At 40.6% G+C, this 24,064-nt stretch carries 26 protein-coding genes; 5 read left to right on the forward strand and 21 right to left on the reverse strand.

The genetic code is table 11. The annotated features are described in order from the left end of the window. Window positions 1-2: 2 nt before the first annotated feature. From AC4PHB_RS05095 to AC4PHB_RS05105, 3 genes are read right to left on the reverse strand one after another with little or no spacing between them, the layout of a single operon-like run. On the reverse strand, window positions 3-1,412 hold the full coding sequence (locus AC4PHB_RS05095; protein WP_492137543.1) for a peptidoglycan D,D-transpeptidase FtsI family protein: 1,410 nt from the start codon (window positions 1,410-1,412) through the stop codon (window positions 3-5). Next, window positions 1,409-2,638, reverse strand: coding sequence for an FtsW/RodA/SpoVE family cell cycle protein (locus AC4PHB_RS05100; RefSeq protein ID WP_492137544.1), 1,230 nt, complete (start codon window positions 2,636-2,638; stop codon window positions 1,409-1,411). Before AC4PHB_RS05100 ends, AC4PHB_RS05095 begins: the two co-directional genes overlap by 4 nt. Window positions 2,639-2,648: 10 nt before the next feature. Then, window positions 2,649-3,080, reverse strand: a complete 432-nt coding sequence (locus AC4PHB_RS05105) for an FHA domain-containing protein (protein ID WP_492137545.1) — start codon at window positions 3,078-3,080, stop codon at window positions 2,649-2,651. A gap of 120 nt (window positions 3,081-3,200) precedes the next feature. On the opposite strand from AC4PHB_RS05105, the gene AC4PHB_RS05110 reads away from it, so the two are divergent. From AC4PHB_RS05110 to AC4PHB_RS05120, 3 genes are read left to right on the forward strand one after another with little or no spacing between them, the layout of a single operon-like run. Continuing rightward, window positions 3,201-3,593, forward strand: coding sequence for a PspC domain-containing protein (locus AC4PHB_RS05110; protein ID WP_492137546.1), 393 nt, complete (start codon window positions 3,201-3,203; stop codon window positions 3,591-3,593). Window positions 3,594-3,606: 13 nt separating this feature from the next. Then, complete coding sequence (locus AC4PHB_RS05115; protein ID WP_492137547.1) at window positions 3,607-4,227, forward strand: regulatory protein RecX; 621 nt, start codon at window positions 3,607-3,609, stop codon at window positions 4,225-4,227. Between the two features lies 1 nt (window position 4,228). Beyond that, entirely contained in the window at window positions 4,229-4,486 is a 258-nt protein-coding gene (locus AC4PHB_RS05120) for a GIY-YIG nuclease family protein (protein ID WP_492137548.1), read from the forward strand. A 12-nt stretch (window positions 4,487-4,498) separates the two neighbouring features. Here AC4PHB_RS05120 and AC4PHB_RS05125 read toward each other — a convergent pair whose 3' ends face one another. Genes AC4PHB_RS05125 through AC4PHB_RS05145 form a run of 5 tightly spaced genes read right to left on the reverse strand, consistent with a single transcriptional unit; the run spans window position 4,499 to window position 9,490 of the window. Next, window positions 4,499-4,912, reverse strand: a complete 414-nt coding sequence (locus AC4PHB_RS05125) for a hypothetical protein (protein ID WP_492137549.1) — start codon at window positions 4,910-4,912, stop codon at window positions 4,499-4,501. 29 nt (window positions 4,913-4,941) lie between these two features. Further along, window positions 4,942-6,459 (reverse strand): hypothetical protein, encoded by a 1,518-nt coding sequence (locus tag AC4PHB_RS05130; protein ID WP_492137550.1) that lies wholly within the window; start codon window positions 6,457-6,459, stop codon window positions 4,942-4,944. Beyond that, on the reverse strand, window positions 6,456-7,853 hold the full coding sequence (locus AC4PHB_RS05135) for a sensor histidine kinase (RefSeq protein ID WP_492137551.1): 1,398 nt from the start codon (window positions 7,851-7,853) through the stop codon (window positions 6,456-6,458). Before AC4PHB_RS05135 ends, AC4PHB_RS05130 begins: the two co-directional genes overlap by 4 nt. A 9-nt stretch (window positions 7,854-7,862) precedes the next feature. Beyond that, window positions 7,863-8,555 carry a response regulator transcription factor gene (locus tag AC4PHB_RS05140; protein ID WP_492137552.1) on the reverse strand — a complete coding sequence of 231 codons (693 nt, stop codon included), beginning with the start codon at window positions 8,553-8,555 and terminating at the stop codon, window positions 7,863-7,865. A gap of 14 nt (window positions 8,556-8,569) precedes the next feature. Next, entirely contained in the window at window positions 8,570-9,490 is a 921-nt protein-coding gene (locus tag AC4PHB_RS05145; protein ID WP_492137553.1) for a polysaccharide deacetylase family protein, read from the reverse strand. Window positions 9,491-9,749: 259 nt separating this feature from the next. Here AC4PHB_RS05145 and AC4PHB_RS05150 point away from each other — a divergent pair, with 259 nt between their 5' ends. After that, window positions 9,750-10,895 (forward strand): MFS transporter, encoded by a 1,146-nt coding sequence (locus AC4PHB_RS05150; protein WP_492137554.1) that lies wholly within the window; start codon window positions 9,750-9,752, stop codon window positions 10,893-10,895. Here the strand turns inward: AC4PHB_RS05150 and AC4PHB_RS05155 are convergent. The 5 genes from AC4PHB_RS05155 to AC4PHB_RS05175 are packed head-to-tail and all read right to left on the reverse strand — an operon-like array spanning window position 10,892 to window position 16,519. Then, the gene (locus AC4PHB_RS05155) at window positions 10,892-11,707 is read right to left on the reverse strand and encodes an alpha/beta hydrolase (RefSeq protein WP_492137555.1); all 816 of its coding nucleotides are present in this window, start codon (window positions 11,705-11,707) and stop codon (window positions 10,892-10,894) included. The genes AC4PHB_RS05150 and AC4PHB_RS05155 overlap by 4 nt on opposite strands. Before the next feature lie 10 nt (window positions 11,708-11,717). Further along, on the reverse strand, window positions 11,718-12,623 hold the full coding sequence (locus tag AC4PHB_RS05160) for an ROK family protein (RefSeq protein ID WP_492137556.1): 906 nt from the start codon (window positions 12,621-12,623) through the stop codon (window positions 11,718-11,720). A gap of 2 nt (window positions 12,624-12,625) precedes the next feature. Beyond that, window positions 12,626-13,882 carry a beta-N-acetylhexosaminidase gene (nagZ, locus tag AC4PHB_RS05165; RefSeq protein ID WP_492137557.1) on the reverse strand — a complete coding sequence of 419 codons (1,257 nt, stop codon included), beginning with the start codon at window positions 13,880-13,882 and terminating at the stop codon, window positions 12,626-12,628. Window positions 13,883-13,886: 4 nt separating this feature from the next. After that, window positions 13,887-15,539: a uridine kinase family protein gene (locus AC4PHB_RS05170; protein ID WP_492137558.1), complete on the reverse strand. Its 1,653-nt coding sequence runs from the start codon at window positions 15,537-15,539 to the stop codon at window positions 13,887-13,889. 11 nt (window positions 15,540-15,550) lie between these two features. Further along, entirely contained in the window at window positions 15,551-16,519 is a 969-nt protein-coding gene (locus AC4PHB_RS05175; protein WP_492137559.1) for an RluA family pseudouridine synthase, read from the reverse strand. 98 nt (window positions 16,520-16,617) lie between these two features. Here AC4PHB_RS05175 and AC4PHB_RS05180 point away from each other — a divergent pair, with 98 nt between their 5' ends. After that, a complete protein-coding gene (locus AC4PHB_RS05180; RefSeq protein WP_492137560.1) occupies window positions 16,618-17,148 on the forward strand; it encodes a hypothetical protein in 531 nt (176 codons plus the stop codon). A 22-nt stretch (window positions 17,149-17,170) separates the two neighbouring features. Here AC4PHB_RS05180 and AC4PHB_RS05185 read toward each other — a convergent pair whose 3' ends face one another. From AC4PHB_RS05185 to AC4PHB_RS05220, 8 genes are all read right to left on the reverse strand, one after another. Next, a complete protein-coding gene (locus AC4PHB_RS05185) occupies window positions 17,171-17,722 on the reverse strand; it encodes a DUF6648 family protein (protein WP_492137561.1) in 552 nt (183 codons plus the stop codon). 53 nt (window positions 17,723-17,775) lie between these two features. Next, the gene (locus AC4PHB_RS05190) at window positions 17,776-18,507 is read right to left on the reverse strand and encodes a pseudouridine synthase (protein WP_492137562.1); all 732 of its coding nucleotides are present in this window, start codon (window positions 18,505-18,507) and stop codon (window positions 17,776-17,778) included. Between the two features lie 51 nt (window positions 18,508-18,558). Next, entirely contained in the window at window positions 18,559-18,981 is a 423-nt protein-coding gene (locus AC4PHB_RS05195; RefSeq protein ID WP_333688544.1) for a hypothetical protein, read from the reverse strand. Between the two features lie 46 nt (window positions 18,982-19,027). Then, complete coding sequence (gene mnmL, locus AC4PHB_RS05200; protein ID WP_492137563.1) at window positions 19,028-19,981, reverse strand: tRNA modification radical SAM protein MnmL/YtqA; 954 nt, start codon at window positions 19,979-19,981, stop codon at window positions 19,028-19,030. A gap of 12 nt (window positions 19,982-19,993) precedes the next feature. After that, window positions 19,994-20,833 carry an HAD family hydrolase gene (locus tag AC4PHB_RS05205; RefSeq protein ID WP_492137564.1) on the reverse strand — a complete coding sequence of 280 codons (840 nt, stop codon included), beginning with the start codon at window positions 20,831-20,833 and terminating at the stop codon, window positions 19,994-19,996. 57 nt (window positions 20,834-20,890) lie between these two features. Further along, complete coding sequence (locus AC4PHB_RS05210; protein ID WP_492137565.1) at window positions 20,891-21,256, reverse strand: DUF1292 domain-containing protein; 366 nt, start codon at window positions 21,254-21,256, stop codon at window positions 20,891-20,893. 68 nt (window positions 21,257-21,324) lie between these two features. Next, a complete protein-coding gene (locus AC4PHB_RS05215) occupies window positions 21,325-22,767 on the reverse strand; it encodes an aminoacyl-histidine dipeptidase (RefSeq protein ID WP_492137566.1) in 1,443 nt (480 codons plus the stop codon). Then, window positions 22,739-24,064 carry a DNA-methyltransferase gene (locus tag AC4PHB_RS05220; protein WP_492137567.1) on the reverse strand — a complete coding sequence of 442 codons (1,326 nt, stop codon included), beginning with the start codon at window positions 24,062-24,064 and terminating at the stop codon, window positions 22,739-22,741. Before AC4PHB_RS05220 ends, AC4PHB_RS05215 begins: the two co-directional genes overlap by 29 nt.

Genomic DNA, 24,064 nt, shown 5'->3' on the forward strand with positions numbered 1-24,064 from the left:
CTTTACCTATAAAAGTTAACGCTATTCAATGCATGGATCATAATATCCCTGGCTATTGGTGCAGCTGATCTACCGCCTGAAGAGCCTTCCTCCTCCAGGATCACAACAACTGCAATTCTAGGGTCCTCAAATGGGGCAAAGCCTGCAAACCAGGCGTGATTCATTCCAGATGGATTCTCAGCAGTACCCGTCTTACCTGCTACTGCAACATTTTTTATACTGGCGTTTCTACCGGTTCCAGTTTTGACAACTTCTCTCAACATATCCTTAAGCTTTGTTATTTCCATAGTGTCTCCTATTTCTCTTATTAAAGTTTTCTCATGACTTTTAATAAGCTTGCCCTCAGGAGATGTCACTTCGGACACAATATACGGTTCCATCATTGATCCATCGTTGGCGATTCCGGAAATAATGGTAAGCATGTTCAAGGGTGTTGCAAGTATCCTACCCTGACCGATCCCCGATGCTGCCAAGTCAGTATCTCCCTTTGAATCCATTGGAAATACAGGTGAAGATGATTCCAGTCCTATGTCCATCTTTTCATTAAATCCCAGCTCAACAGCTATCTTAAGCAATTCAGAATGCCCGATTTCCAATGCTCTTGTGGCGAAATAGGTGTTACAGGATTTTGCGAAAGCCTCACCAAGGCTCAACTCGCCATGACCTTTTTTATCAAAGTCACTGAATTCCTTACCGTCGATGACAACAGTTCCTGTGCAGTTATATAAATCATCTTGATTTGATGCTCTTAAAATACCAATTGCTGTTGCAATCTTGAATACAGAACCAGGTGGGTAAAGTCCTTGTGTTGCTCTATTAAAAAGCGGACTGTTGGTGTCCTCAGATACCGTGCTCCATTCCTGAATAAGAGTATTAACGTTGAAATCAGGCAAACTAACCATCGCCAGTATCTCTCCTGTTTTAGGATCCATAGCAACAATGCTACCTCTTTTACCTGATAATAGCTCCCTGGCCTTTGCCTGAAGACTGTGATCTATGGTTAGTTTCAGATTATTGCCTACTCCTGTGGGATTAATAAGGTTGATAAGCTCGTTTACTGCCGTCTTCTCATTGGCACCAACAAGGTATGAATTATAGCTCCTTTCCAGTCCAGATTTCCCATACTCCTTTAAGCTGTATCCTATTACATGACTATAAAGTCTGTCGTACTTATATATCCTCCTGGCAATTCCATCTGATGCCTCAGAATATGCAAGTAGGTTACCGTCTCTGTCAGTAACAGAACCTCTGAGTATCTTGTCTTCATTGATCCATAGCCTTTTATTGTATGAATTCTGCCGTACAGCTTCGGCTCTGAAAATTTGAAAGTAGCTTAAGTAGCCTATCAGCAGGGCAAAACCAGCACATAAGGATACAAGTAGTATCAATATCCTCTTTTTTTCGAGATTCATTTGATTTCCTCCCTGATAAGCTTTTCCGATGCTCCCTGCAGTATCCCAAGGGCAATAAAGCTTGATAGGACTGAGGTACCTCCGTAGGATACAAATGGCAGAGTCAATCCGGTAAGCGGGATCACTTTAGTTACCCCTCCAATTATTATAAATGATTGTATTCCAAACATAAGAGTTATTCCAAGAGCTAATATCCTGTAGAATTTGGAATCCTGTCTTAGTGCTATTTTAAATCCACGGTAAACAAGGATCATAAAAAGCATAATAATTCCAATACCGGTAAAAACACCCATTTCTTCAGTAATAGAGGAAAATATGAAGTCATTGTATGAAAGAGGGATGAAGGATGGATTGCCTCTCCCCAAGCCAGTGCCAAAGTAACTCCCTTCAGCTATAGCAAATAATGATTGAGTTATTTGGTACCCCTTGTTATCTATATACGGCCAGGGATCAAGCCAGGTCATAATCCTTACCTTAACGTGATCAAAAAGAATGTAAGCCATAAGACCACCTATTGAAAATAACCCAAGGTTCACTCGTATTATCTTTCGATCATTTGAGTAGATATATTGCAACCCGGTGAATATTCCGAGAAAAATCATAGCAGTCCCCAGATCTCTTTGGATGAATAATAAACCGATAAATGAATAAACTACTCCCATCAGCCAGTAATCTGCGTACTTATACTTTTCAAGTATATCTCTCTTCGCATAAAAACATGCCATAATGAACACAAGGATAATTTTAGTCATCTCAGCAGGCTGAAAGCTTATACCTCCAATGCTGATCCAGTTAATAGCTCCATGCTTTCTATCACCCAGAAGAAGCGTTATGGCAAAAAAACTATACGCCGCAGCTATATAGACGGGAAATAGAGATTCCCAGAAGCTTAGCCTTGTAATCATTAAATAACTGCCAAAAAAAGCTCCAATTCCTATGACAAGCCACATCAACTGTTTTAGTCCCAAATCTGAGCTTATCCTGAAAATCATGATTATCCCAATCGACATAAGCATGCTTACTATCAAAAAGATGTACAGATCACCTTCTGAAAGTCTTGATAATATGTAATTGGCTCCGTAGACTACCACCAGGAGTCCAACAGCCAGCGCTACTGTCTTTACGTCCAGACTATCCCTTCTGTAGATCAGAATAAGTGACATAGACATAATTTCAAATAAAAGCAGAAGCCTTCGCGGTAATCTGCCGTCCATTAAATTTTTCATACTCTATCTCCTATATCCTGTTTACGAAGATGAATTCCAAATCTCCGATTTTTATAATATCTCCATTACTCAGCTTAGCAGCATCCACTAGTCGCTGTTTGTTGACGAAAGTTCCGTTTGAGCTCCCAAGATCCTCAATAAAATATTCTTCTTCATCCTTGACGATTCTCATATGCCTTTTTGATACAAATGGATCTTTTATGACAACGTCATTTTCGCTGTTTCTTCCAAGACTAAGGGTATCTCCCAGTGAATAGGAATCTCTGACCCTGTAAGGTAGAGAATCAAGTCTGTTAAGGAGCTTTAGATAAGCGCCAGAATCCTCTGGATTGTTCTCCATAGCCCTTATGTCAAGATAGATCATCCTGATAATGACGAATATAAACATATAAATTATTATTACAAAGATGTATTTAAACACAATTGATAATAAATCAAACATAATTTTTCACCCCTCCTAATGTTACCATAAAGCCATATTCAAGGGAAATATTTTAGATGTCTATTTTATTGGACACAGTATTTTGTTATTATTATATTAGTAATAATTGGGGGGTTCCTTATGAAAAAGCTAAAAAGATCGAGATCAAACAGATATATTATGGGTGTATGTGGAGGGCTTGGTGAGTACCTGAATATTGATGCCACAATAATAAGACTTATTTGGTTCATTTTAGCTATAACCTCCTTCGGAACTTTTGGGCTTGCATATTTGATTTGTGGGATAGTGATCCCTGAGGATGAAGGTTATATTGAATCAGGTACGCAGTCAGCTGACTCTAAGGATAATGGAAGACTTTTTATAGGCATTGCTTTAGTTCTGGTGGGAGGATTGATGCTGGCTAAGATACTCTTCCCTTGGTTCTCATATTCACTAAAGAAAGTCATTGATCTGTGGCCGGCTCTTTTAATTGTTCTTGGAGTCTATATTCTGATAAATAAAAAAAATAGCTAGGGATGTCAAGGTTATGAAGATTACAATGATCACAGCCCAAAAAGACAGCACCAGGATAAATCTTTATGTAGATGATGAATTCTACCTAGGACTTCCTGTGGAAGCCTTAGTTGAATTCAAGCTAAAGAAGGATATGGAACTGGATCATGAGACTGCACATCAGTTGAAGTGCTACGATGAGTTTCAGAGAGCCAAATCCTCAGCTTACAGGTATTTATCCTTCAGGCAAAGATCTGTAAGTGAAGTGATGGATCACCTTTCAAGAAAGGGTTTTGAGCAGCAAAGCATATCTGCAGTCATAGAACTTCTATTGGATACGGGCTACCTTAATGATGAGAGCTTTGCAAAGGCTTACGTAGACGACAAGACGAAGCTTAATAGTCTGGGGACCTATAGATTGAAGGCTGAGCTTAGGGCAAAGGGAATAAACGAAGAGCTGATCAGTGATACACTCTCAAATTTGGAACCTGACATTGAACACCTGGTTGAGCTTGTGCGAAGAAAATATTCTGGCAGTTTATCTGAAGATAAAAGTACAATAATGCGAAAGATTGGAGGATTCCTGCAACGAAAGGGCTATGGTTATGATGTAATCAAAAAGGTGCTTGATAAGCTTGGATCTGGGGAGGAATAGGATGTTTTTTGTATATATACTGGAGTGCTCAGATAGAAGTCTTTACACTGGCTATACTAACTCCCTTAAGGAAAGACTAAAACTTCATAATTCTGGCAAGGCATCTAAATATACTCGTTCCAGGCTTCCGGTTGAAATCGTCTACTTCGAAGAATTTCAAACCAAGGGTGAAGCCATGAGCAGGGAATGTGAAATAAAGGCCTTAAAAAGACCAGAAAAAATAAAACTAATAGATGGATTAAAGCCTGGATCATTTTGATCCAGGCTTAGATTATTTTTGTACCGTAGTCGTCTCTCTTGGCTCTCCGTTAGTGCTCGAACTAGCCTTGGAAGTATTTCGCTTTCTCTTCTTCACCGGCTTTGCAATTATTCCGATGATCAAAGCAAATAGCATCCCTACCAGTCCGGCTACTACTCCTATTACAGCCAGGAGTAGTACAGGAAGACTGCTTTCAGCAGTAAGTACATCAAGAACAGAGTTCAGGTTGTACAAGCCTATTAATAGTACGATGAATCCAGGAAGATATTTTAGTACCCTGATTCTTTTAAACAAGAGATATGTCACTAGAGTAATTGCCATAACTCCAACTGTGACACCTACCATCATGCCTGCATTGTCAAAGTACTCTGCAAGCTCCAATAATACCCTCTTAAGTGTATTTATTAACGCTGTGATCTTATCCACTAAAACAGCCCCTTTATGATGAAACAATTCTAATCAAGTGCTACAACAATGGCTCCTTGCTTCAGCATTTCATTTTTCCAAATATCCGGATATCTGTCAGTTGACCACTCGGACATTACGACTGTAGAATCTGAAGGCAGCTCGATTCTCGCAAGAGGGATTTTATTCACGTCAAACCCCTCTATCGAATATATTACAATATGAGAGCTTGTAATTACAACTATAAAATCATTGTTGGGAGATGAAAATACATCCTGCACGTCTGAAATTGCCAACCTGACAGCGTCAAATGGAATAGACAATTCATCATAGCTAACCATGTCTCTTGGAGGAATTGCTTTTATATTGAACTCCCTGAACATCTCCTCATCCTTATCCTTGAAATTGATTCTTCCCTTCAATGTCCAATATCCATTCCTTCTTGCCAAAGCAAAGTTTTCTTCATTTGGTACCACCTGATCGTCTATGGTTATTACGGATCTTGCACCTTCATTAAATAGGTTTATAGCAATTTCTCCTATTAAGTAAGATAGCTTAATCGGATTTTTATCCTCCAGATTGTCCACCGCATAAGTCTGCAGGGTTCTTCGATCTCCCCTGTCTCTATCTATACTTTCAACAGAAATATAATCATTTCCTACAAATACGATATTTTTAAGTATTGAAGGCTCCATTTTGTCAATTGCTGCTTCAAATGTATTTAACTTCTCATCAAAGTTGAAGGTCAAGTCCTCAATGTACTTATCCTGCTTCTGAAGATTAAATAAAGGCGTCGCATATATCTCGTCATTGACTGTGTTGCTTTCAGTGATTCGCTCCTGTTCAACTATCCAGAATCCATTCTTTCTTGGCAAGAGCAAATTAGGCACCCTATAAACCTCACCCAACTCCCGATTCTTCATCTGGATCCAATAGGTAATATAATCCCATCTGGGAAGCTCGGTATCCTCATCAAAGGATTGGATCTTGAAACCTAGCAATACTCCTGAGCTAAGATTTTCAGGCTCTATACTCCCAAAACTTTGCTGTACGCTTTCTTCTACGTCTATATACCTCAGGACCTCCTCAAGACTTACTTTGGCTACTTTACGCTCTAGCTTGAAAAAACCGTCATCTCTGTAGATCAAGGCAGTCTTATCATCCATTTGCAGCAGCTCACAGAAATACTGCTCCTGGTTTAAAACAGTGATAACATTTATATACTCATTTTGAAGGCCAAGCGACAAAGGACTTGTCTTATACTTATAAATCAGGTAGTCAGAAGTCTTTACTCGTTTAATTTTATATGAAGGCTCTTTTGTATACTCACTTCCCAGGACAACTGCATCGGAGTGGAATAAAGCCTCTTTACCTATATAATCAGATTCTTCATCGACTATGCTGCTTCCCAGCCTGTAAAGTAATGAGGTTACCTCCCATTTACCTTCAATAGCGGATACTTTTGTATCGGGAGCTACGATAAGATCCTGAACTTGACCTCGAGAGTCAGCACAGGAGGTTAAGAGTATCGCTGATATAATAAGCGCAATGATCTTCAGAAGCTTCATTGACTCCTCACCTCCTTTGGAAAACCTAAAATTACTTTTGTTCCTTGATTAGATACCGACTCGATATTGAAAATCCCATCATGAAGCTTCATGATCTCGTCACAAATCGAGAGACCTATCCCACTGTGTGATTTGCTGTTTTTCCCCTTGTAAAACTTATCCTTTACGTATGGAAGCTCCTCATCGGGGATACCTGGACCATCATCCTTTATCTCGATCCATATATTGCTTTTATCCTCATAAGCTCTAAGAGAAACGTCTCCCTCACCAGTAAATTTGAATGCATTGTCCAAAATATTTATCAACACCTGTTTTATCCGATTCTCATCTCCAATTATTGGCAGAATTGAATCGTCAATATCCACTTCGAAATTGATGTTGTTGTTTACTGCTCTAGGCATCATCTGGTATACAACCATTTTAATGGTTTCCTTTATGTCTACTGTATCCTTTGAAAGAGTTATCCTGCCTGAAGTAAATCGTGAAAAATCAAGCAGTTCTTCTACCATGTGCGAAAGTCTGTCGCTTTCAGTTTCGATTATCTCCAGACCGTCCTCAAGCAGCTCCTTGTCAGGCATCTCACCGGATTTAAGGGTAACAGCCCAGCCTTTTATTGATGTCAATGGGGTTCTAAGTTCATGAGAAATCGATGAAATAAAATCATTCTTTAGTGTTTCCTTCCTTACTATTTCCTCTGCCATGTAATTCAATGTATGAGACAGTCTGCCTATTTCATCCTCTACCATCACTTTACTTCTTACCTTGAACTGACCATCAGCCATCTTCTCAGCTACCTCAGTTACTTCCTTAAGCGGCTTGATTATTGAGTTGGCAATAAATACGCTTATAAGACCAGATACCGCAACTACGACAGTGCCAAGTATCAATAAGAACCTGGAGATATCCTGTATTACGTTGTTTGTAGCCTCAAGACTTGATATAAAGCGGATCAGGCCTACTGTTTCATCTCTATACAACAACGGCATAGAAACAGCCATAACAGGTTCATCCGAATATGAGACATTCCCTGTCCATACTCCCTTCCCTTTTTCAAGTGCATCCCTTACATCTATCGTCTGAAGCGGATCAGTGCCAGGTATACCAAGAGAGTCCAAAACTACCTCACCTGATGTATTTAAAATCTGTACCTGAGCTGAGGTGTTCTGCCAGAACAAATCGATATCATCAATTAGTATTTCCTCGAGATTTCTATTTGCAAAATAACGGGCATAAAAAGTTGTAGAGAATTCGATCTGACTTGTCAGAATATCCTCTACATTGTTATAATAATGAGTCTTTATTCCATTTATCAGCAATATTTCAAGAAATACTACTGTTACGAGAATGATAAGCATGAAGCTTCTTATCAATCTTGATTTGATGCTTCTTTTCATATCTTTCTCCTAATCCTTCGACTTCCACCTGTAGCCCACTCCCCATACAGTTTCAATAAATGAGGGTTGGCTTGAATCCTCCTCTATCTTGGATCTCAGTCTTCTGATGTTAACGTCAACAATCTTTGAATCTCCTACGAAATCAACACCCCACACATGATTCAGTATCTCATCTCTCTTAAATGCTTTCCCTGGATTTTCAATAAACAGCTTGGCTATGGAAAACTCAGTAGGGGTCAGCTCTATCTCAAGATTATTTTTATAAAATTGTCTGGAATAAGCATCGATACGGAAAGGTTTAAACTCCAATGTTGATCTATTTTCTTCCTTCTCTGGCTCCAGTCTTCTCTCAAGGGATTTAAGCCTTAAAACAAGTTCAGTAGGATTGAAGGGCTTTGTCATATAATCGTCAGTTCCATACTCCAGACCCATTATTTTGTCTATATCCTGACTTTTTGCAGTAAGCATTATGATTCCAAGGTGCGGGTGATCATCTCTTAGTCTTTTACATACCTCAAAGCCGTCTATTCCTGGTAGCATAACGTCCAGGACGACTATATCAAGCTTTTCTCTTGAAGCAATAGCGAGACCCTCTTCGCCGCTGCCTGCTTCCAGAACGTTATAACCTGCTCTGTCCAGATTTATTTTGACAAACTTTCTTATAGACTCTTCATCCTCAACTATCATTACTGACCTTTTCATCATTCCACCCCTGTTCAATGATTATAGTTATCCAATGTATCAAAGCTGTAGCCCTCATGTTTAAGGTGTTCAATAATCATGGGCAATGTATCCACTGTCTGTTGCTTTCCTTCAGCATCATGAAGCAGAACCACCATTACATCTCTTTTCCCATAGGTTTTTAAAAATCTTCCCATAATATAATCCTTTGACGGATACTTAAGCTCGGAATCTCCATTTACTGTGTTCCAATCATACCATCTATAACCTGCTTCCTCAACAGCTCTTACGAATGGTCGTTTGTATTGAGCATGTGTTCCTCCAGGGAATCTCATTATCTCAGTACTGAAATCTTCTCCAAGTATCCTTTTTAAGGTCATGTCCGCCTTTTCAAGATCATTTAAAAAATTGGTGGTACTTCTGTATATATAGTCGTATACATGGGAGTAAGTGTGATTTCCTATCAAATGTCCTCCGTCCCAAACCAACTTCAACTCTTCAGGAAATTTGTCGGCCATACTGCCCACCACAAAAAATGTAGCCTTGATATCATATTCTTCAAGTACCTTAAGTATCTGTGGTGTAATTGTTGGAGATGGCCCATCGTCAAAGGTAAGGTAAGCTACCTTACCTTCTATAGGAGTCGGGTACCTATCCTCCTCCACCGCTTCTTCAGCGGCCCTCTCTTCATAGCTGGCAACAAGCTCCCTTAGATAGCTGCCGATCATTTCTTTCTGCTGCTTCTTTGCATCGTCTCTCCTTGACTCCTTAAGTCTTTCATCTATTGAAGCCCGGACAGGATCCTCCTTCAAAGCAAATCCAATAAACCTTCTGCTGTCATACGCTTCTGCTGCCCTTGAATTATCACCAATAATGTCATAAAGGTCAGGACTTGCCCACATCAAAGCTGCAATAGTAATTATTGAAAATGTCAAAGCCATAAGCCTTCTAAGCAAAGTCCTCACCCCCATACACTGCTCTTATTTTATATTATTATACCCTGAGTTGGCTGTAGTTACAAATGTATTAATATATGGTTACATTAGGTTTACAAAAGCTCGATGCCAGAACAATGGAGCTTATAACAGTAAATTATCCTTACTTTAAAGTCGCAATAAAGTGTGATAATATATATTGACCGACAATTTATTTAGCCACACGAATATTATTAGTATTAGATAGCGCTGATCAACGGATTAGAGTCCAGGAGGAACCATGAAACAAGGATTGATATTCTTAACCACATTTATTATACAGTTTATAATAGCAATGGAGATGAACTTCATTGGTCCATTGGCTCCTTTTCTAGCAGAATACTTCAGCATTAGAGAGAGTCAGGTAGTGTATTTTAATCTTGGGTATTCAGCTGTTGGTTTATTGGTGCCATTGTTCGGAGTATGGGCCGACAGGTATGGGACCAAAAGGCTCATATCCTACGCGCTAGTCCTCTTTTTCTCTGGAAGCCTTTTAAGTGCTTATTCCAGCACAGCAATTTCATTCGCACTGGGAAGGATACTGATCGGATTGGGCTATTTCTCACTAAGCGGAACCACCATGTCATATATATCAGAATTCGTTGATTACAAAAAAAGAGGGATGGCGGCAGGAATACTCAGAACTGCTTTTGGCCTTGCGATTTTTGCCAGTCCGCTTTATACCTCGTATCTTACAGGTAGATTCCATAGTTTGAGAAGCATATATCTACCCTTGAGTGTTCTCGCACTGATAGCACTCTTGATGCTATGGAGGCTTCCTGAGACAGAAAAAAGCGAAGGCTCTAAGCTTGATATGGAAGAATTCATTGGTATATTGAAGCATCCAAGGACTATTAAGGTGTTGACCTCATTATTTCTCATAATAACTGCGCCTACCATGCTTTACAATTTTCTCTCTATATACCTTTCTCAGGAGTTTGGCATGACTCAGCAGCAGATAGGAATAGCATACTCCCTGATAGCTTTGGGCACTATTGCAGGCATTGGTGTTGCAACATTTTTTGCAGACAAATTTGGAAAGTTTAGATTTGCAAGATACTTTTTCGGGCTTATGGTTATTTCACTTATCCCCATAGCCTATGTGCCAGCCGCAACAGCAGCAGTAGCGTTATCCGCAGTATTTGCATTTGGACTTGACGGAGCTTGGACATCCTACCAGGCCTTTTCATCTGAAATACAGCCAGAAAAAAGAGGCACCTTTCTGAGCCTCTTTTATACTGTAAATGCGCTTACTATAACACTTTATTCAGTTATAGGGCCTTTCTTGTTTGACCTTGGAGGATTGAGATTTACCACTGCCCTCGGATTGGCTGCATCCTCAATAGCTCTGTTGATTTTATTCAGGCTCAGTAGATCTCCTGCTTAGATCCTTTCATTTATCCAACTTACCATGTCTTCAATGACCTGGTCTTTTTTTTTCTCGTTCAGTATCTCATGATATAGCCCATCGTAAATTCTGATCGATTTGTCTTTTGAGGCTATGCTTTTATAGAATGATCTGCTAAGCTCTGATGGTACAATCGGGTCCCTCTCGCCATGACATACCAGACAAGGTGATGAAAAGCTGGTCAGCTTTTTGCTTAGAGCATCTGTCCCATTAAAAAGGAATTCATAATATAGGCTGACGGTCGCCTTATGTAGAACCAATTCATCTGCTGCGTAGTCTAAAAAGACTTGTGGGTCTCCACAAATACCTTCATCTATTGGGTTTTTCAAAGAAGCTCTCCCCGCCAGAGTCTTAACTAATTTCATGAAGCTCTTATTGTAGCCCTTTGTAGATGGAAGTCTTCCTGTTGCAGGTCCAGAAAGCACTACTCCTTTGATCCCATCGCTAAATCTAGCACAGTATAAGGCTGCTATCAAGCCACCCATACTGTGTCCAAGCAGGAAAATCGGGAGATCTGGATCATTGCTATTTACAAAGGCCTTCACTTCGTTAAGGTCGTTTACATAATCAACGAAATCCCTCAAGTATCCTCGATCCTCATTTTTCCCATGGCCTCTAAGGTCATATCTGACAACATTAAGACTATTATCAGCAAAAGCCCTTGTTAAATAGTCATATCTACCCATGTGCTCAGCAAAGCCATGAGAGATTATAACTGTTGCCCTTGGAGCTGAAGCCCTGTCATAATTATAATTTATTCTGTAACCATCTCTCATCTTCAACGTTTCCATAGCATGTCTCCTATCGATCCACCGTATTATCAAACATACACTTGGCTGCACCAAGCATGCCTGAATCATTTCCGTACTTAGCAGGCAATATATCTATAGACGAAGGGTCATTGACTTGACTCCTAAACTCATTCATCATTACTTCCCACCAAATCGCTTTTGAAGCTGTAACACCTCCGCCTATTATAAAAGCCTGAGGATCAATTATATTTCTTAGTGTGGCGAGGAATACCCCAAGATCCGTTGCAAATCGATCGACAGACAGCATTGCAAGCTCGTCAGTATCATAAGCAGCAACTATTGAAGTACCTTCCATGCGATTCCCGGATAACTCAAAATAGTTTTCTTCTATTGCAGTACCTGAAGCGTATCTTTCCACGCATCCATTTTGTCCGCAGGTGCATTTTCTTCCTCCCGGAATCAAGATAGAGTGTCCAAGCTCAGCTGCCCTGAAGCTGTACCCTCTCCATAAGCCCAGCTTTGGAAGCATGATAGCCCCTCCAAGACCCGTTCCTATGGTAAGCATGACAAAGCTTGAGAAGCCCTTCCCTGCTCCAAGCCAGGCTTCACAAGCTGCAGCGCAGTTAGCATCATTCTCCACTACTACAGGAAATGATGTTAGGCTGCCTAATCCCTTTTTCACGTCTGTCCATGCCCAGCCGTCTATGTTCCCTCCAACAGCCATTATTTTTCCGTTTTCTGAGTCTACGAAGCCTGGTGAGCCAATGCCTGCACCTATTATATCTTCGCCATGAGAGAGCTCTTCAATCATTTCAGCCAGCTGTCTGAGGATGATTGAAGGATCACCTTCATTCATAGTCCTTGTACTAATTCTCTTAAGTATACTTCCATCCTCGAGAATCAAGGCACCGTTTATTTTTGTCCCCCCAAGGTCCAAGCCTACCGCCTTCCTCATTTTCAATCCCCCATTTTCTCCAATAGCTTTTCAGTAAGTTCCTCAACTTCTGTGGTCTCAGGAGTAGGTACTCTGTATTTATTATCCTCAATATCAGCTTTGAGCAGCATGATCCTCAATATATGCTCATTAATATCCTCATTAGTCAGCGAGCCTTCAAAATAGCTTTTGCTAAGCCTTTGGAGAGCTTCAACAACAGGTTGGATGCCATGGCACACGAGGGCAATATCACCGCCAGCCTTTATAAATTGATCTACAGCAGACTCTATAGTATAATTTTCAACTATTGCGCCCATTGTCATATCATCTGAAAATACTACACCATTAAACTCTAACTGATTTCTCAGCAGACCTTTGATTACTTTTTCTGAAATCGTTGCAGGAAGATCAGCTAGATCTTCCACCAGAAGATGCCCAACCATTATTGCAGGAATACCCTCTTTAATGGCTTCAATAAATGGTATCAGCTCTAAATCATACAAATCTTCAAGATCCTTAGCTATTATTGGGAGAGCCAAATGTGAATCCAACTTAGTATCACCATGACCCGGAAAGTGCTTGCCTACAGGCACAATGCCCCCATCCATAAGGCCCTTCATCAAGCTTATCCCATTTTTTGAGGCAATGTAGGGATCGCTGCTGATTGCCCTGTTACCGATAACGGGGTTTGACGGATTTGAATCAACATCAAGAACAGGGCTGAAATTCAGGTTTATACCCAGGTTCTTAAGCTTTGATGCCTGCACTTTACCGTACATATATGACAATTCCAGATCATCCTCTTTCCCCAAATAAGAGGCTGGTGGCAGATTGCTGAATATGGCAGAGAGTCTTGACACTCTCCCACCCTCCTCATCGACCCCTATAAGAAGCGGCAGAGGGTTGCCCTTATTAGCATCATACAAGCTGGAAATCAACTCCTCCAGCTGAGCCGCATCCTTTATATTTCTCTGAAACAGGATCACTCCTCCAACTTTTTTCTCTGATATAAGACTAAGCTCTTCTTCACTGGCAATGAAGCCCTCAATTCCTATCATTACCAGTTGGCCAAGCTTTTCTTCCAGTGTCATTCCCGATATTTTCTCCTTTAAAATATCCTCCTCTGTAGGCTCAGGCTCTATTACAGGTTCCTGCGACGATTCTGTAGTCTCATCTATCAAAGGTAGATTTTGCTCCACTTTTTGAGAACACCCAAGAGAGCCAAGTACCAGCATAATTGAAATTAAGATCAGTATCGTGCGCTTTACGGTACTTCTCATAGTATCAGCACCTGTCTCCAATAAATTCTCTCAGCAATGAATTTGGAGGTATTTGACCCTCATTCTCTATCGACCTGAAATATCTTAAGAATTTGATCAGCTTTTTAGCTTCACTGAAGTGAATGCTGTCAGGACCTATCTCCTCCAGCAATGGAAGTATATACTTCTTTAACACAGACATTTCATAAACCAGTGAGGAATTAAACATCGCATCAGCCTCCTCCTGGAATGGGAATATGTGTTTTTCCTCTCCTTCTCTTACTCCATTCCACATTTCGAAGGTCCTTAAGGGTCCATTGCCCCTGTATTTAACGTCCCGAACCATTCTTCTGATCAGTCTGGTGTCGGTTGTGGCAATACGGTTGTGGTTATCTATGTTAAGCTGTGTAAGTGCCGAAATATACACCTTGAACTTGTTTTTCTCAGGGATCCCGGTGGTCAGCTTTGGATTTAGAGCATGTATGCCTTCAATAACGATCGGATGATCCTTGTCTACCTTTATCCATTTGCCTGAATTTTCCCTTTTCCCGGTCACAAAATTGAATTTAGGCAGCTCAATTGTATCTCCCTCGAGAAGAGCTATTAAATCCATATTGAAGGATTCAAGATCTATGGCTTCGAGGGCCTCAAAATCTGGCTCACCATCTTTTTTTAATGGAGTTTTTTCTCTATCAACAAAATAGTCGTCCACGGATATTGCTACAGGCCTCTTCCCATTAACTCTAAGTTGTGTCGAAAGTCTTCCTGCAAATGTAGTCTTACCAGAGGATGAAGGACCTGCGATCAGTATCATCGTGATGTCTGAGTCCTTGCTTATCCTGTCGGCGATTTCAGCTATCCTCTTCTCGTGAAGAGCTTCGGATATCCTTATGATCTCCTCTATTTCCATATTTAAGATCTTCTCATTGAGAGATCCGATATTTGACAGATCGAGTATCTCAAGCCAGTCATTAGCTTCCTTGAATATCTTCGCAAGATTTCTCTGATCATGGAAGTTGTTCATGTTATAGTGATTTTTTCTGCTTGGGAACAGTATGATTACACCAGGGTAATAGTATTTAAGCATAAATTCATCAGCATATCCCGTTGAAGGTGCCAGGTAGCCATGGAATGAATCAACATGCTCACCAATCGTATAAACGCTGACTTTTTCCTTTTCCAACGTTGAAAAAAGTCTTACTTTATCCTTATAACCCTCTTTCCTGAAAATTTCGATTGCCTCTTCTCTGGGGTAGTCACTACGCCTAATTGGAGTATCTCTATTTATAATCTCTCTCATTCTATCCTCAAGGGCTCTGGTTTCACTAAAGGAGATCCCGTGTTTGTCATCCAGCTCCGCATAGAGTCCAGGTCCCAGAAAATGATGGATAATTGCATCATTTCCCGGAAAGAGCTCTCTGCAGGCTATAATAAAAACTGCCGATATGGTCTTGGTATATATCCTGTAACCATCTACATCACGGTTATCAATGAATTGTACGACCATACCTTCCTCAGGACTTTTATAAAGCGGCCATATCTCATTATTTATTCTTGTTCCAAGATAGCGCTTAAACTCTTCTCCATACACTGTTTTAGAAATCTCCTGAAGTGTCTCTCCTCTCTGGATATCAAGCTCACCATAGCCTTCTACGATTATCCTAATAAAATCTGGCATATTATCCTCCTTTATCGAAATAGCTCTTGCTCAATTTTAGCATAAAGCTGGTCCGGTTCTGCTATAAACTCCCTGCCGTTGAGGTAATCAAGCTTCTCATCGAGACCGTTCAGCAATATCCTGTATCCATGTAGCCACTGGTTTTCAAGACCATAATTTCTTCTAAAATCATCATTTACCAGCGACTTACCATACTTTCTATCTCCAATGACCGGATAACCCATTGCCTGCAAAGTACTCCTTATTTGGTGGGTCCTTCCGGTAACTAATTCAACCTCAAGGAGTGTATAATCTCCCTTTGACTTAAGAACCTTGAATTTTGTATGGATCTCCTTGGAGCCATCACCCTGTTCTTCTGAAATATCGACTAGATTCCTGTCCTCATCTTTTGTCAGATATCCCTTATGTTCAAAGTCCTTCCTGATCGACCCTTTAATTATTGTCTTGTAGTACTTCTTCACGCTGCCATCCTTGATCGCTTTATTAACAAGACGTAGAGCTTCGTAGTTCTTTGCGCCGATTATTATCCCCGACGTATTTCGATCCAGTCGGTTGCATATTGACGGCGAGAATGTTTTTTCAATCCTGGGGACGAAATCACCTTTTTGTATTAGGTATGTAACCAATGAATCTACTATATTCTCCTCGAATTCTTCACCAGCACCATGAGATAAGATTCCTACAGGTTTATTTATCAGGACCAGATTATCATCCTCATATATTATACGAGGAGTAAGCTTGGATTTCCTGGTTTCCTTCATTCCCATAAATTTATCTATTGTCTCATCAGAAAGGTAAAGCTGTACAGTATCTCCTTCTACGATCATCATTTCAGGCGATGCTTTAGCCCCATTTACCTTAATATTTTTCTTTCTCAGCATCTTATAGATAAAGCCGGTTCCAGCTTCGTCCATATATTTTTTAAGAAATCTGTCAAGCCTTTGGTTGCTGTCATTTTTCTCAACCCTTATCTCTCTCAAAGTTTATCTCACCTTTTCCTCTTTATTATGCTATAATTATACTATAATTTCTCATTCAATAGGAAATAAACTGAATTTGAGGGGCATGAGGTGAATATATGAAGGGCTTTGAAAAGCTAAGGGATATTTTATATGATTCAATAGATTACGTTTTTATGCTAGCAATAGTCGTAGTTGTTGCCTTGGTCATAGGCTGGAGACTTGATGTTCTCTTCGCCAAGGATGCTCTTGAGGTGCCCCCATCGACTGTAATAGTCGATAATTCAGACAGACCACAGGATGTTGGGGATGAACCTTCAGACCTGCCCGAAGACCCCGCAACAGAATCACCGGATGACCCTGGAGAAGATCCTTCACAAGAGGATCCTCAGTCAGAACCGGTGGATCCTCCTCAGCCAACGCCAACTCCACCTTCTCCGCAAGCTCAATCAGTAAAGGTCATCATCCCGGAGGGAAGCCTTCCTGGGAAAATTGGCCTTATACTTGAAGAAAATGGCGTAGTATCAAGCAGCAGGGACTTTCTGGCAAAGGTTGTGGAAATGAAGCTTGATACTAAGCTCAGATCAGGAACCTTCACCATTCAAAAGGGATTATCCATCGAAGAAGTCGTAAAGATCATTACAAAATAACGTCACCACTGGTGACGTTATTTTAATAGGTTTCATTTATATACTCATCTATGAGAGACATCCTTCTCCCTTCCAGAAAAACACCTTCTTTTTGAAGTATTTCCAGGAGCCATATAGCCTTGGAGTGAAAAATAGCCTCCTTGTAGTCAAGTAAAACTATCTCGTACAGCTTATCCTTAAGATTTTTCGATTCACATTTGACGAAATATGCTTCGACACCTTGAAAATCGATTATTTTAAGCACGTCGAGAGCGGCTCTGTCCTTCTCGTGGTAATATTTATAGCCCTTATTGAGGTACTCAATATAATATTTCTGGTGTTTCTTTGAGTTTCTAAGCTCCATAGCCATCATTCTGAAGTACTTGGCAAGGACGTTATAATACTGGTAGTTATACATCCCCTTTTCATAGCTGTCAACTCTGATAAAAGGCTTTACATTCATTCTTGTAACAAAATCATAATTATTTTCCAGAAACTCTCTTTTAGAAATGTCCCCATTTTGTAGCTGCAGTATAAGCGAAGACCTGTTGTCAAAGAAGGTCTCGAATAAACCCTTTTTCCCGTGATAAATCAATATTTACACCCATTCTAAGATCTAATTTGCAGACACATCAGCCTGCATCCATATTATACCATACCGACCTCTGTTTTCAAAACTGCTATTTCCTCTTCCGTCAACTCCCTGTATTCACCTGGTTCAAGCTCATCATCAAGCATAAGTGTACCCATTCTTACCCTTTTGAGGTAGACCACTCTTAAACCATGGGCTGCAAACATCCGTTTAACTTGATGATACTTCCCTTCCTGGATAGTCACATTGACTTCAGAGAAAATATCTGACTTATTTATTTCAAGCTCAGCAGGTAAAGTAAGGTACCCATCCTCTAGCAGTACCCCTTTTCTAAAGCTTTCCACATGCTCAGGCAGCACCACGCCATCTATTTCGGCATAATAAGTCTTATCGACTCCCTTTCTTGGTGAAAGCAGCAGGTGTGCAAGCTGACCATCATTAGTTATCAGCAGGAGACCCTCCGTATCTTTATCGAGTCTTCCAACCGGAAACGGTCTGAACCCCTTCCAATAGTCATCAAGGAGCTCGAGCACAACCGACTCTCGTGGATCATCCGTAGAAGAGATCATGCCCTGTGGTTTATTGAGCATCAAGTAAATAAACTCTCTGTACTTGACCTCCTGACCCTTTAATATAACCTTATCCACTCCAGGCTCTACCTTAATATCCGGAGATTTCGCCAAAATACCATTTACGGTTACAAAGCCAGCCTTGATCATGTCCTTTACCTGTGTTCTACTTCCCGCGCCCATATTAGACAATAATTTGTCCAAGCGTTCCTTCTTCATGGGCATATCATCCTCCTAAAAAATCCAGGGAGCCCTAGGGCTCCCCTCTGTTTATTCTTCAATCTCGTAGCAGTATGACCTCAAGTTCTCAGGGATCTTATCCATTGTGTAATCGATGTTGATATAGAACTCAACCTCATATTTTGATGCGATCTTGTTCAAGGAATCTATTAAGTAAACAATATCCTTCAGCTCAAGACTCATTACCTTGTAGATACCGTCTACGTAGATCTTTTCCAGATCGTAGTCCATAGCCATGATTCCACACAAAAAGCCATAGAAAGACTGTACATTTAGTACATTGAATTCCATGGCATTAATTAGTCTTACATTATAATTCAAGCTGAAGATATGATTATCGTCAACGTCAACAAAAGCTATGTTACCATTCCCCTCAAGCATGTCCTTATTGGCATTATCTATCAGCCACTTTGTTTTGCCTGAGCCTTTTGCACCTAAAATGAACTTAACCATGATAAACCACCTTACCTTTCTTTGTCTTTATATTTGTGTAATTTGGTTAAAGATTAAAGATTTTTAAGGCTTTACCGTCAAGGTAATCAAACCTGCTGCCTTGATGTGTATTTTCTTCCCTCATCCTTTGGATTATCTCATCCCTGATCTTCCACCAGGATTCCTGCCAATTGACGAATACCGAGCCTTCCTCCGGAGCTCTTCCTATGATCCTCTGAACCACAATTTCCGGATCAAGCAGCTCCAAAAAGGCTATTGCCCTCTTGATGTATTCATTTCTCGAATGTAGCTGAAACTGACCCCTGGTGTATTGTTCAGCAATCACAGTCCCTTCCATCAAATACAGGCTGTGTAGCTTTACCTCATCAACTCCAAGTGCCGACAGTACCCTCGCTCCTTCCTCCACATCCTCCAGGTCGTCCCACGGAAGATTAAGGATCATGTGAGCGCATACTCTGAGTCCATGTCTCTTTGCCATTAATACAGCATCGATGAATTCAGCCAACCCATGCCCTCGGTTTATTTTCCTCAAACTATGGTAGTTTACTGTCTGCAGCCCCAATTCGATTGATATATCTATACCCCTATTATACTTGATATCACTTAAAAATTGCAAATAATTATCCCTTATGCAATCAGGTCTTGTAGATATTGATATTCCAACGATATCTGGCTGTAGTGCCTCCATTATCACTGACTTGAAGACTTCAAATCCCATATAAGTGTTGGAAAAATTCTGAAAGTAAGCTATAAACTTTTCTGCCTTATATTTTTTTCGTATCAGTTCCTTATTCTCCTCAAGCTGGGCTGCTATACCCATAGATTCAGGAAGGTTTTCAAAGGAACCTCCTTCCTCTCCACAAAAAGTACAGCCTCCGCAGCTGATATTGCCATCTCTGTTGGGACAGGTCAGGGGCAATTTTATTGGAAGCTTATAGACCTTTTCCCCATATTTTTCAATCAAATAATCTGAATATGCCCTGTAAACTCCGTTTCTCAATTTAAATCCACCTTAAAATAACATTTTCAATGCATCAGCCAGAGTATAGGCCAATCCTGCTTCATCGTTATCCCTATCTGTTATTATATCAGCCGCATCCTTAGCCAGCTGGCTGCCGTTCTTCATAGCTATGCCGATACCGGCATTCAATATCATTTCTACGTCATTATTATCATCGCCAATAGCCATTATCTCTTCTCTGTTTATACCATTAAGGAGAGCATACTCAAACAAGGTCTTCCATTTGCTCCCACCCGGGTTCATAGCCTCATACATAGCTTCAGCAATATTTATATTCTCAAGAACATGGGAGTTATACCTGTCAGGATATTTAAGGTCTATCCTGGACCGAAAATCCTTAAGTATACTGGATTTGCCAGGATATACCACTGCCAATACCCTATCCAGCTTCAATAGCTCCTTTTTAGGCATCAGTAAATACCTCTTGTCTCCTTCGGTGATATACTTCAAATGCTCGCTGCTTTCATCATCCTTCTCCAATACCATGTCTATACCTTGAGTGAACATATCGACATGTATAATACCCTTTAATCCGGAGTCCGCAGCCTCAGTTAGAAGATCCTTATAAGCCTCTGTATCCAGAAATTTTGAAATTATAAGCTTGTCATCATCAGTACTCCTCACTATGTTTCCGTTGTTGGCAAGGATAACGAAGTGGCCGCCAAGGGCTTCCGTCATTTTCTTAGCAGAATAATACCTTCTTCCAGTTGCTATTACAACCTGATATCCTGCTGCAACAAGTTTTCGTATTAGGATTACATTCTCCTCCGGTATCCTCTTCTTACTATCCAATAAAGTACCGTCAAGATCTATAGCAATTAGCTTGATCAATATGCCCACCTCATTATGAAGAAAGTACCTTGCCTTTGCAAAGTACTTTCTTAGCTATTATTCTTCGTCTTCTCCGTCTTCTTCGTCTTCCTCGAACTCGTCCTCATCTGTATAAAGAGCGTAGAAGGCTTCTGACACAAGGTCGAATTCCTCTTCATCTTCAATCAGCTCAAGCTCGAATTCTTCATCATTCTTCTCCATGTATCTGTATAGAAGAACGTCATCCTCTTCTTCTGCCTCTTCGTCATCGCTCAATGGAAGCAATGCGATATACTCCTTGTCCTCAACCTCAAAGATTCCTAGTACTGCACAGTCCAGATCAGAATCGTCATCAAGAGTCAGAGTTATTATCTCCATTTCCTCATGCTCGTGGTCATGATCGTGATTGCAGTGCTCATCGTGTACATGTTTGTTATCGCTCATCATCATTCTCCTTTGTTTTTATTTCCATAGGTATATTACCCATATTGTTCCGTCGCACATCCTATATATTAATTTATTTTACGTAAAACTTCAACTAGAATATTATACGTCCTCTCAACAGAATCAATGCTCAATCTTTCTCCTGGAGCATGAACTCCCCACATATCCGGTCCAAGTGAAACCATGTCAATGTCTCCCAGCAGCTCATAAAACAATCCGCATTCCAGGCCTGCATGTATCGCTTCTATTTCCATTTGCTTACCGGAGAGCTCCTTGTAGGTGCTTGCGAAAAGGTCTCTTATATAGGAATCCTTCCTATATTGCCAAGCGGGATATTCACCAGAGCTTGACCAGCTTGCACCAAGTGATTCAGCAATAAGCTCCATTTGTCGGGATAACATATCCTTCAACGACTTAACTGAGCTTCTAATGGCATTTTCAATGACCACCTTGTCCTCCAGGGTAGAAATAACTCCCATGTTATTGGAGCTTTCAACTAGCCCGTCTATATCCATGCTCATTGAGTTGACGCCGTTAGGTACCAACAAAAGGGCTGCGATCACCTTGGATTTTACAGAATTTTCAAAGGCTTTCTTTCTATCCTCGGCTTTTTCAAGCGTAAGGGTAACATCCGGGTCACTTGTAGAAAGCTCCCCTTTAAAACATTTTTCCAGCTCTTTCACCATGGATTTTACGCTTTCTAAATCGCCGTCTTCGATACCAATGACAGCCAATGAAAGTCTTGGTATTACATTCGACTTTGAGCCTCCCTCAATGTTGCAAAGATCATAATCTATAGCTCTCAACCCATCCAAAGCTCTTGCCAGCAGCTTGTTTGAATTACCTCTTCCTTTATCTATCTCCATACCTGAATGTCCACCCTTCAGACCAGATACCTTCAGTAAATAGGATGGTTTCATGGTATCCTTATAGACAACAGGTATTTCGATCGAGAATCTCTTGCCGCCAGCGCAGCTTACCAAAAGCTTGCCCTCTTCCTCTGAATCAATGTTTATGAGTATCTTTCCAGTGAGGCTTTCTTTGTCCAGTTGAGAAGCTCCAGTCATCCCGGATTCTTCATTTGTCGTAATAAGGACCTCCAAGGGTGGATGCTCCAGCGATTTATCCTCAAGAACAGCCAACCCCATTGCAACTGCGATCCCGTTGTCTGCACCAAGGGTTGTATCAGGAGCTATGATCAAACCATCCTTTACCTCAAATGGTATGGGATCCTTAGTAAAGTCAATGTGAAACCCCTCCGACTTATCGCAGACCATGTCCATATGACCTTGTATTATGACTGTTGGCTTTGATTCATACCCCTTTGATGCGGGTTTTTTGATAATTATATTCAATGCCTCATCCTGTATAGTTTCAAGCCCAAGTCCTTCGCCCACGGATTTAAGGTAATCACTTACCCTTTTCTCATCAAAGGAACACCTTGGAATTTTTGTCAACTCCTCAAAGTAGTAAAAAACTCTTTCAGGCTTCAGTCCTTCTGTTTTGTTCAATATTATCTCCTCCTATTGCAATCTCCTGAATTGCTCCAAATACATCAACCATACGAACCATGACCTCTTTATAACCATTTGGGATCACTATCTCATAAGGAATATCTGGCATGTAATATTCACTAAGAACCATCCTCTCAATATTTACCCCAATGATGGCGATATAGTCCAAAAATATCATCGGAGCCTCCTCCATCAGGAGAGCAGATTCCTCAACATTTACCTTGCCGCTATCCAGTACTTCCATAGATGGCAGGTAGCCCTTCAAACTTAAAATAGCTTCATCCCGGTTCTTGTTTACTCCGTAGAGGAGCTTTCCTGGGGCTGCTGAATTTTGATCTAATTTAATATAGACTTTTGACCCGTCATTATTGTCCTTAAGCCGCTTATTCACCGTAACATAGCTTATCATACTGGAGTCTGATCCAATAAAGCTTCGTCCAAGCTCAAGTGCAGCCTTTGCAGTAGTGCCGCTTCCAAGAAAAAAATCTGCAACTATGGAATCCTCACTGGAAGACGTTTGGATTATTCTTCTCAATAGGCTCAAAGGTTTCTGGGTTTCATATCCTACTCTTTCGCCTGAGGTCCTACCAACCATATCGATGCTCCAGACATCCTTCAGATTTACCAGAGTATGCCAGCCCACATCGTCCCTATACTCCTCGACATTCTTGAAACGATACGGAGCGAGACCTCTGTTATAGGACTTTTCCTTTTGGGGGTTGAATATATATTTATCAGTTTTGGTATAAACAAGTATATTGTCGTGTTTCCTGGAAAAGCTTCTCTTTCCGGTACCCCCTGACTTATATGACCATATCACCTCATTCAGGAATCTGTTTTCGCCAAAAATATGGTCAAGTATCAGTCTAAAATAATGTGAGGTCCTATGGTCGACGTGAAGATAGAGAGTTCCTCGTTCAGATAACAGCCTGTAGATAAGCATAAGCCGTATGGTCATCATTTCAAGATATTCACCGAGATCCTTCCAACTATCCTTATAGGTTTCAATGGAAATGTCCAGAGCGTGGGCCATACTTTTCAGCTTAAGCTTCTTATTATAGCTTGATTGAGTTTTAAAAGGCGGATCGATATAAACTAAATCGATACTACCCTCCATTCCTGAATCCAATAATTGGAGCATTGCCTCAACATTGTCGCAGAAATATAAAATAGATCTGGGGTCGTCCCCCTTTATCAGAGACTCCCAGCCAAAATCAACCCTGCTTTTCAGCAGCTGGTCCACCTTGTTTTCAGAAGCTTTTATTGTCTTGTCCAATAGTTCAAATTTATTCAA

The sequence above is a fragment of the Gudongella sp. QWL-04 genome, from assembly GCF_058683975.1.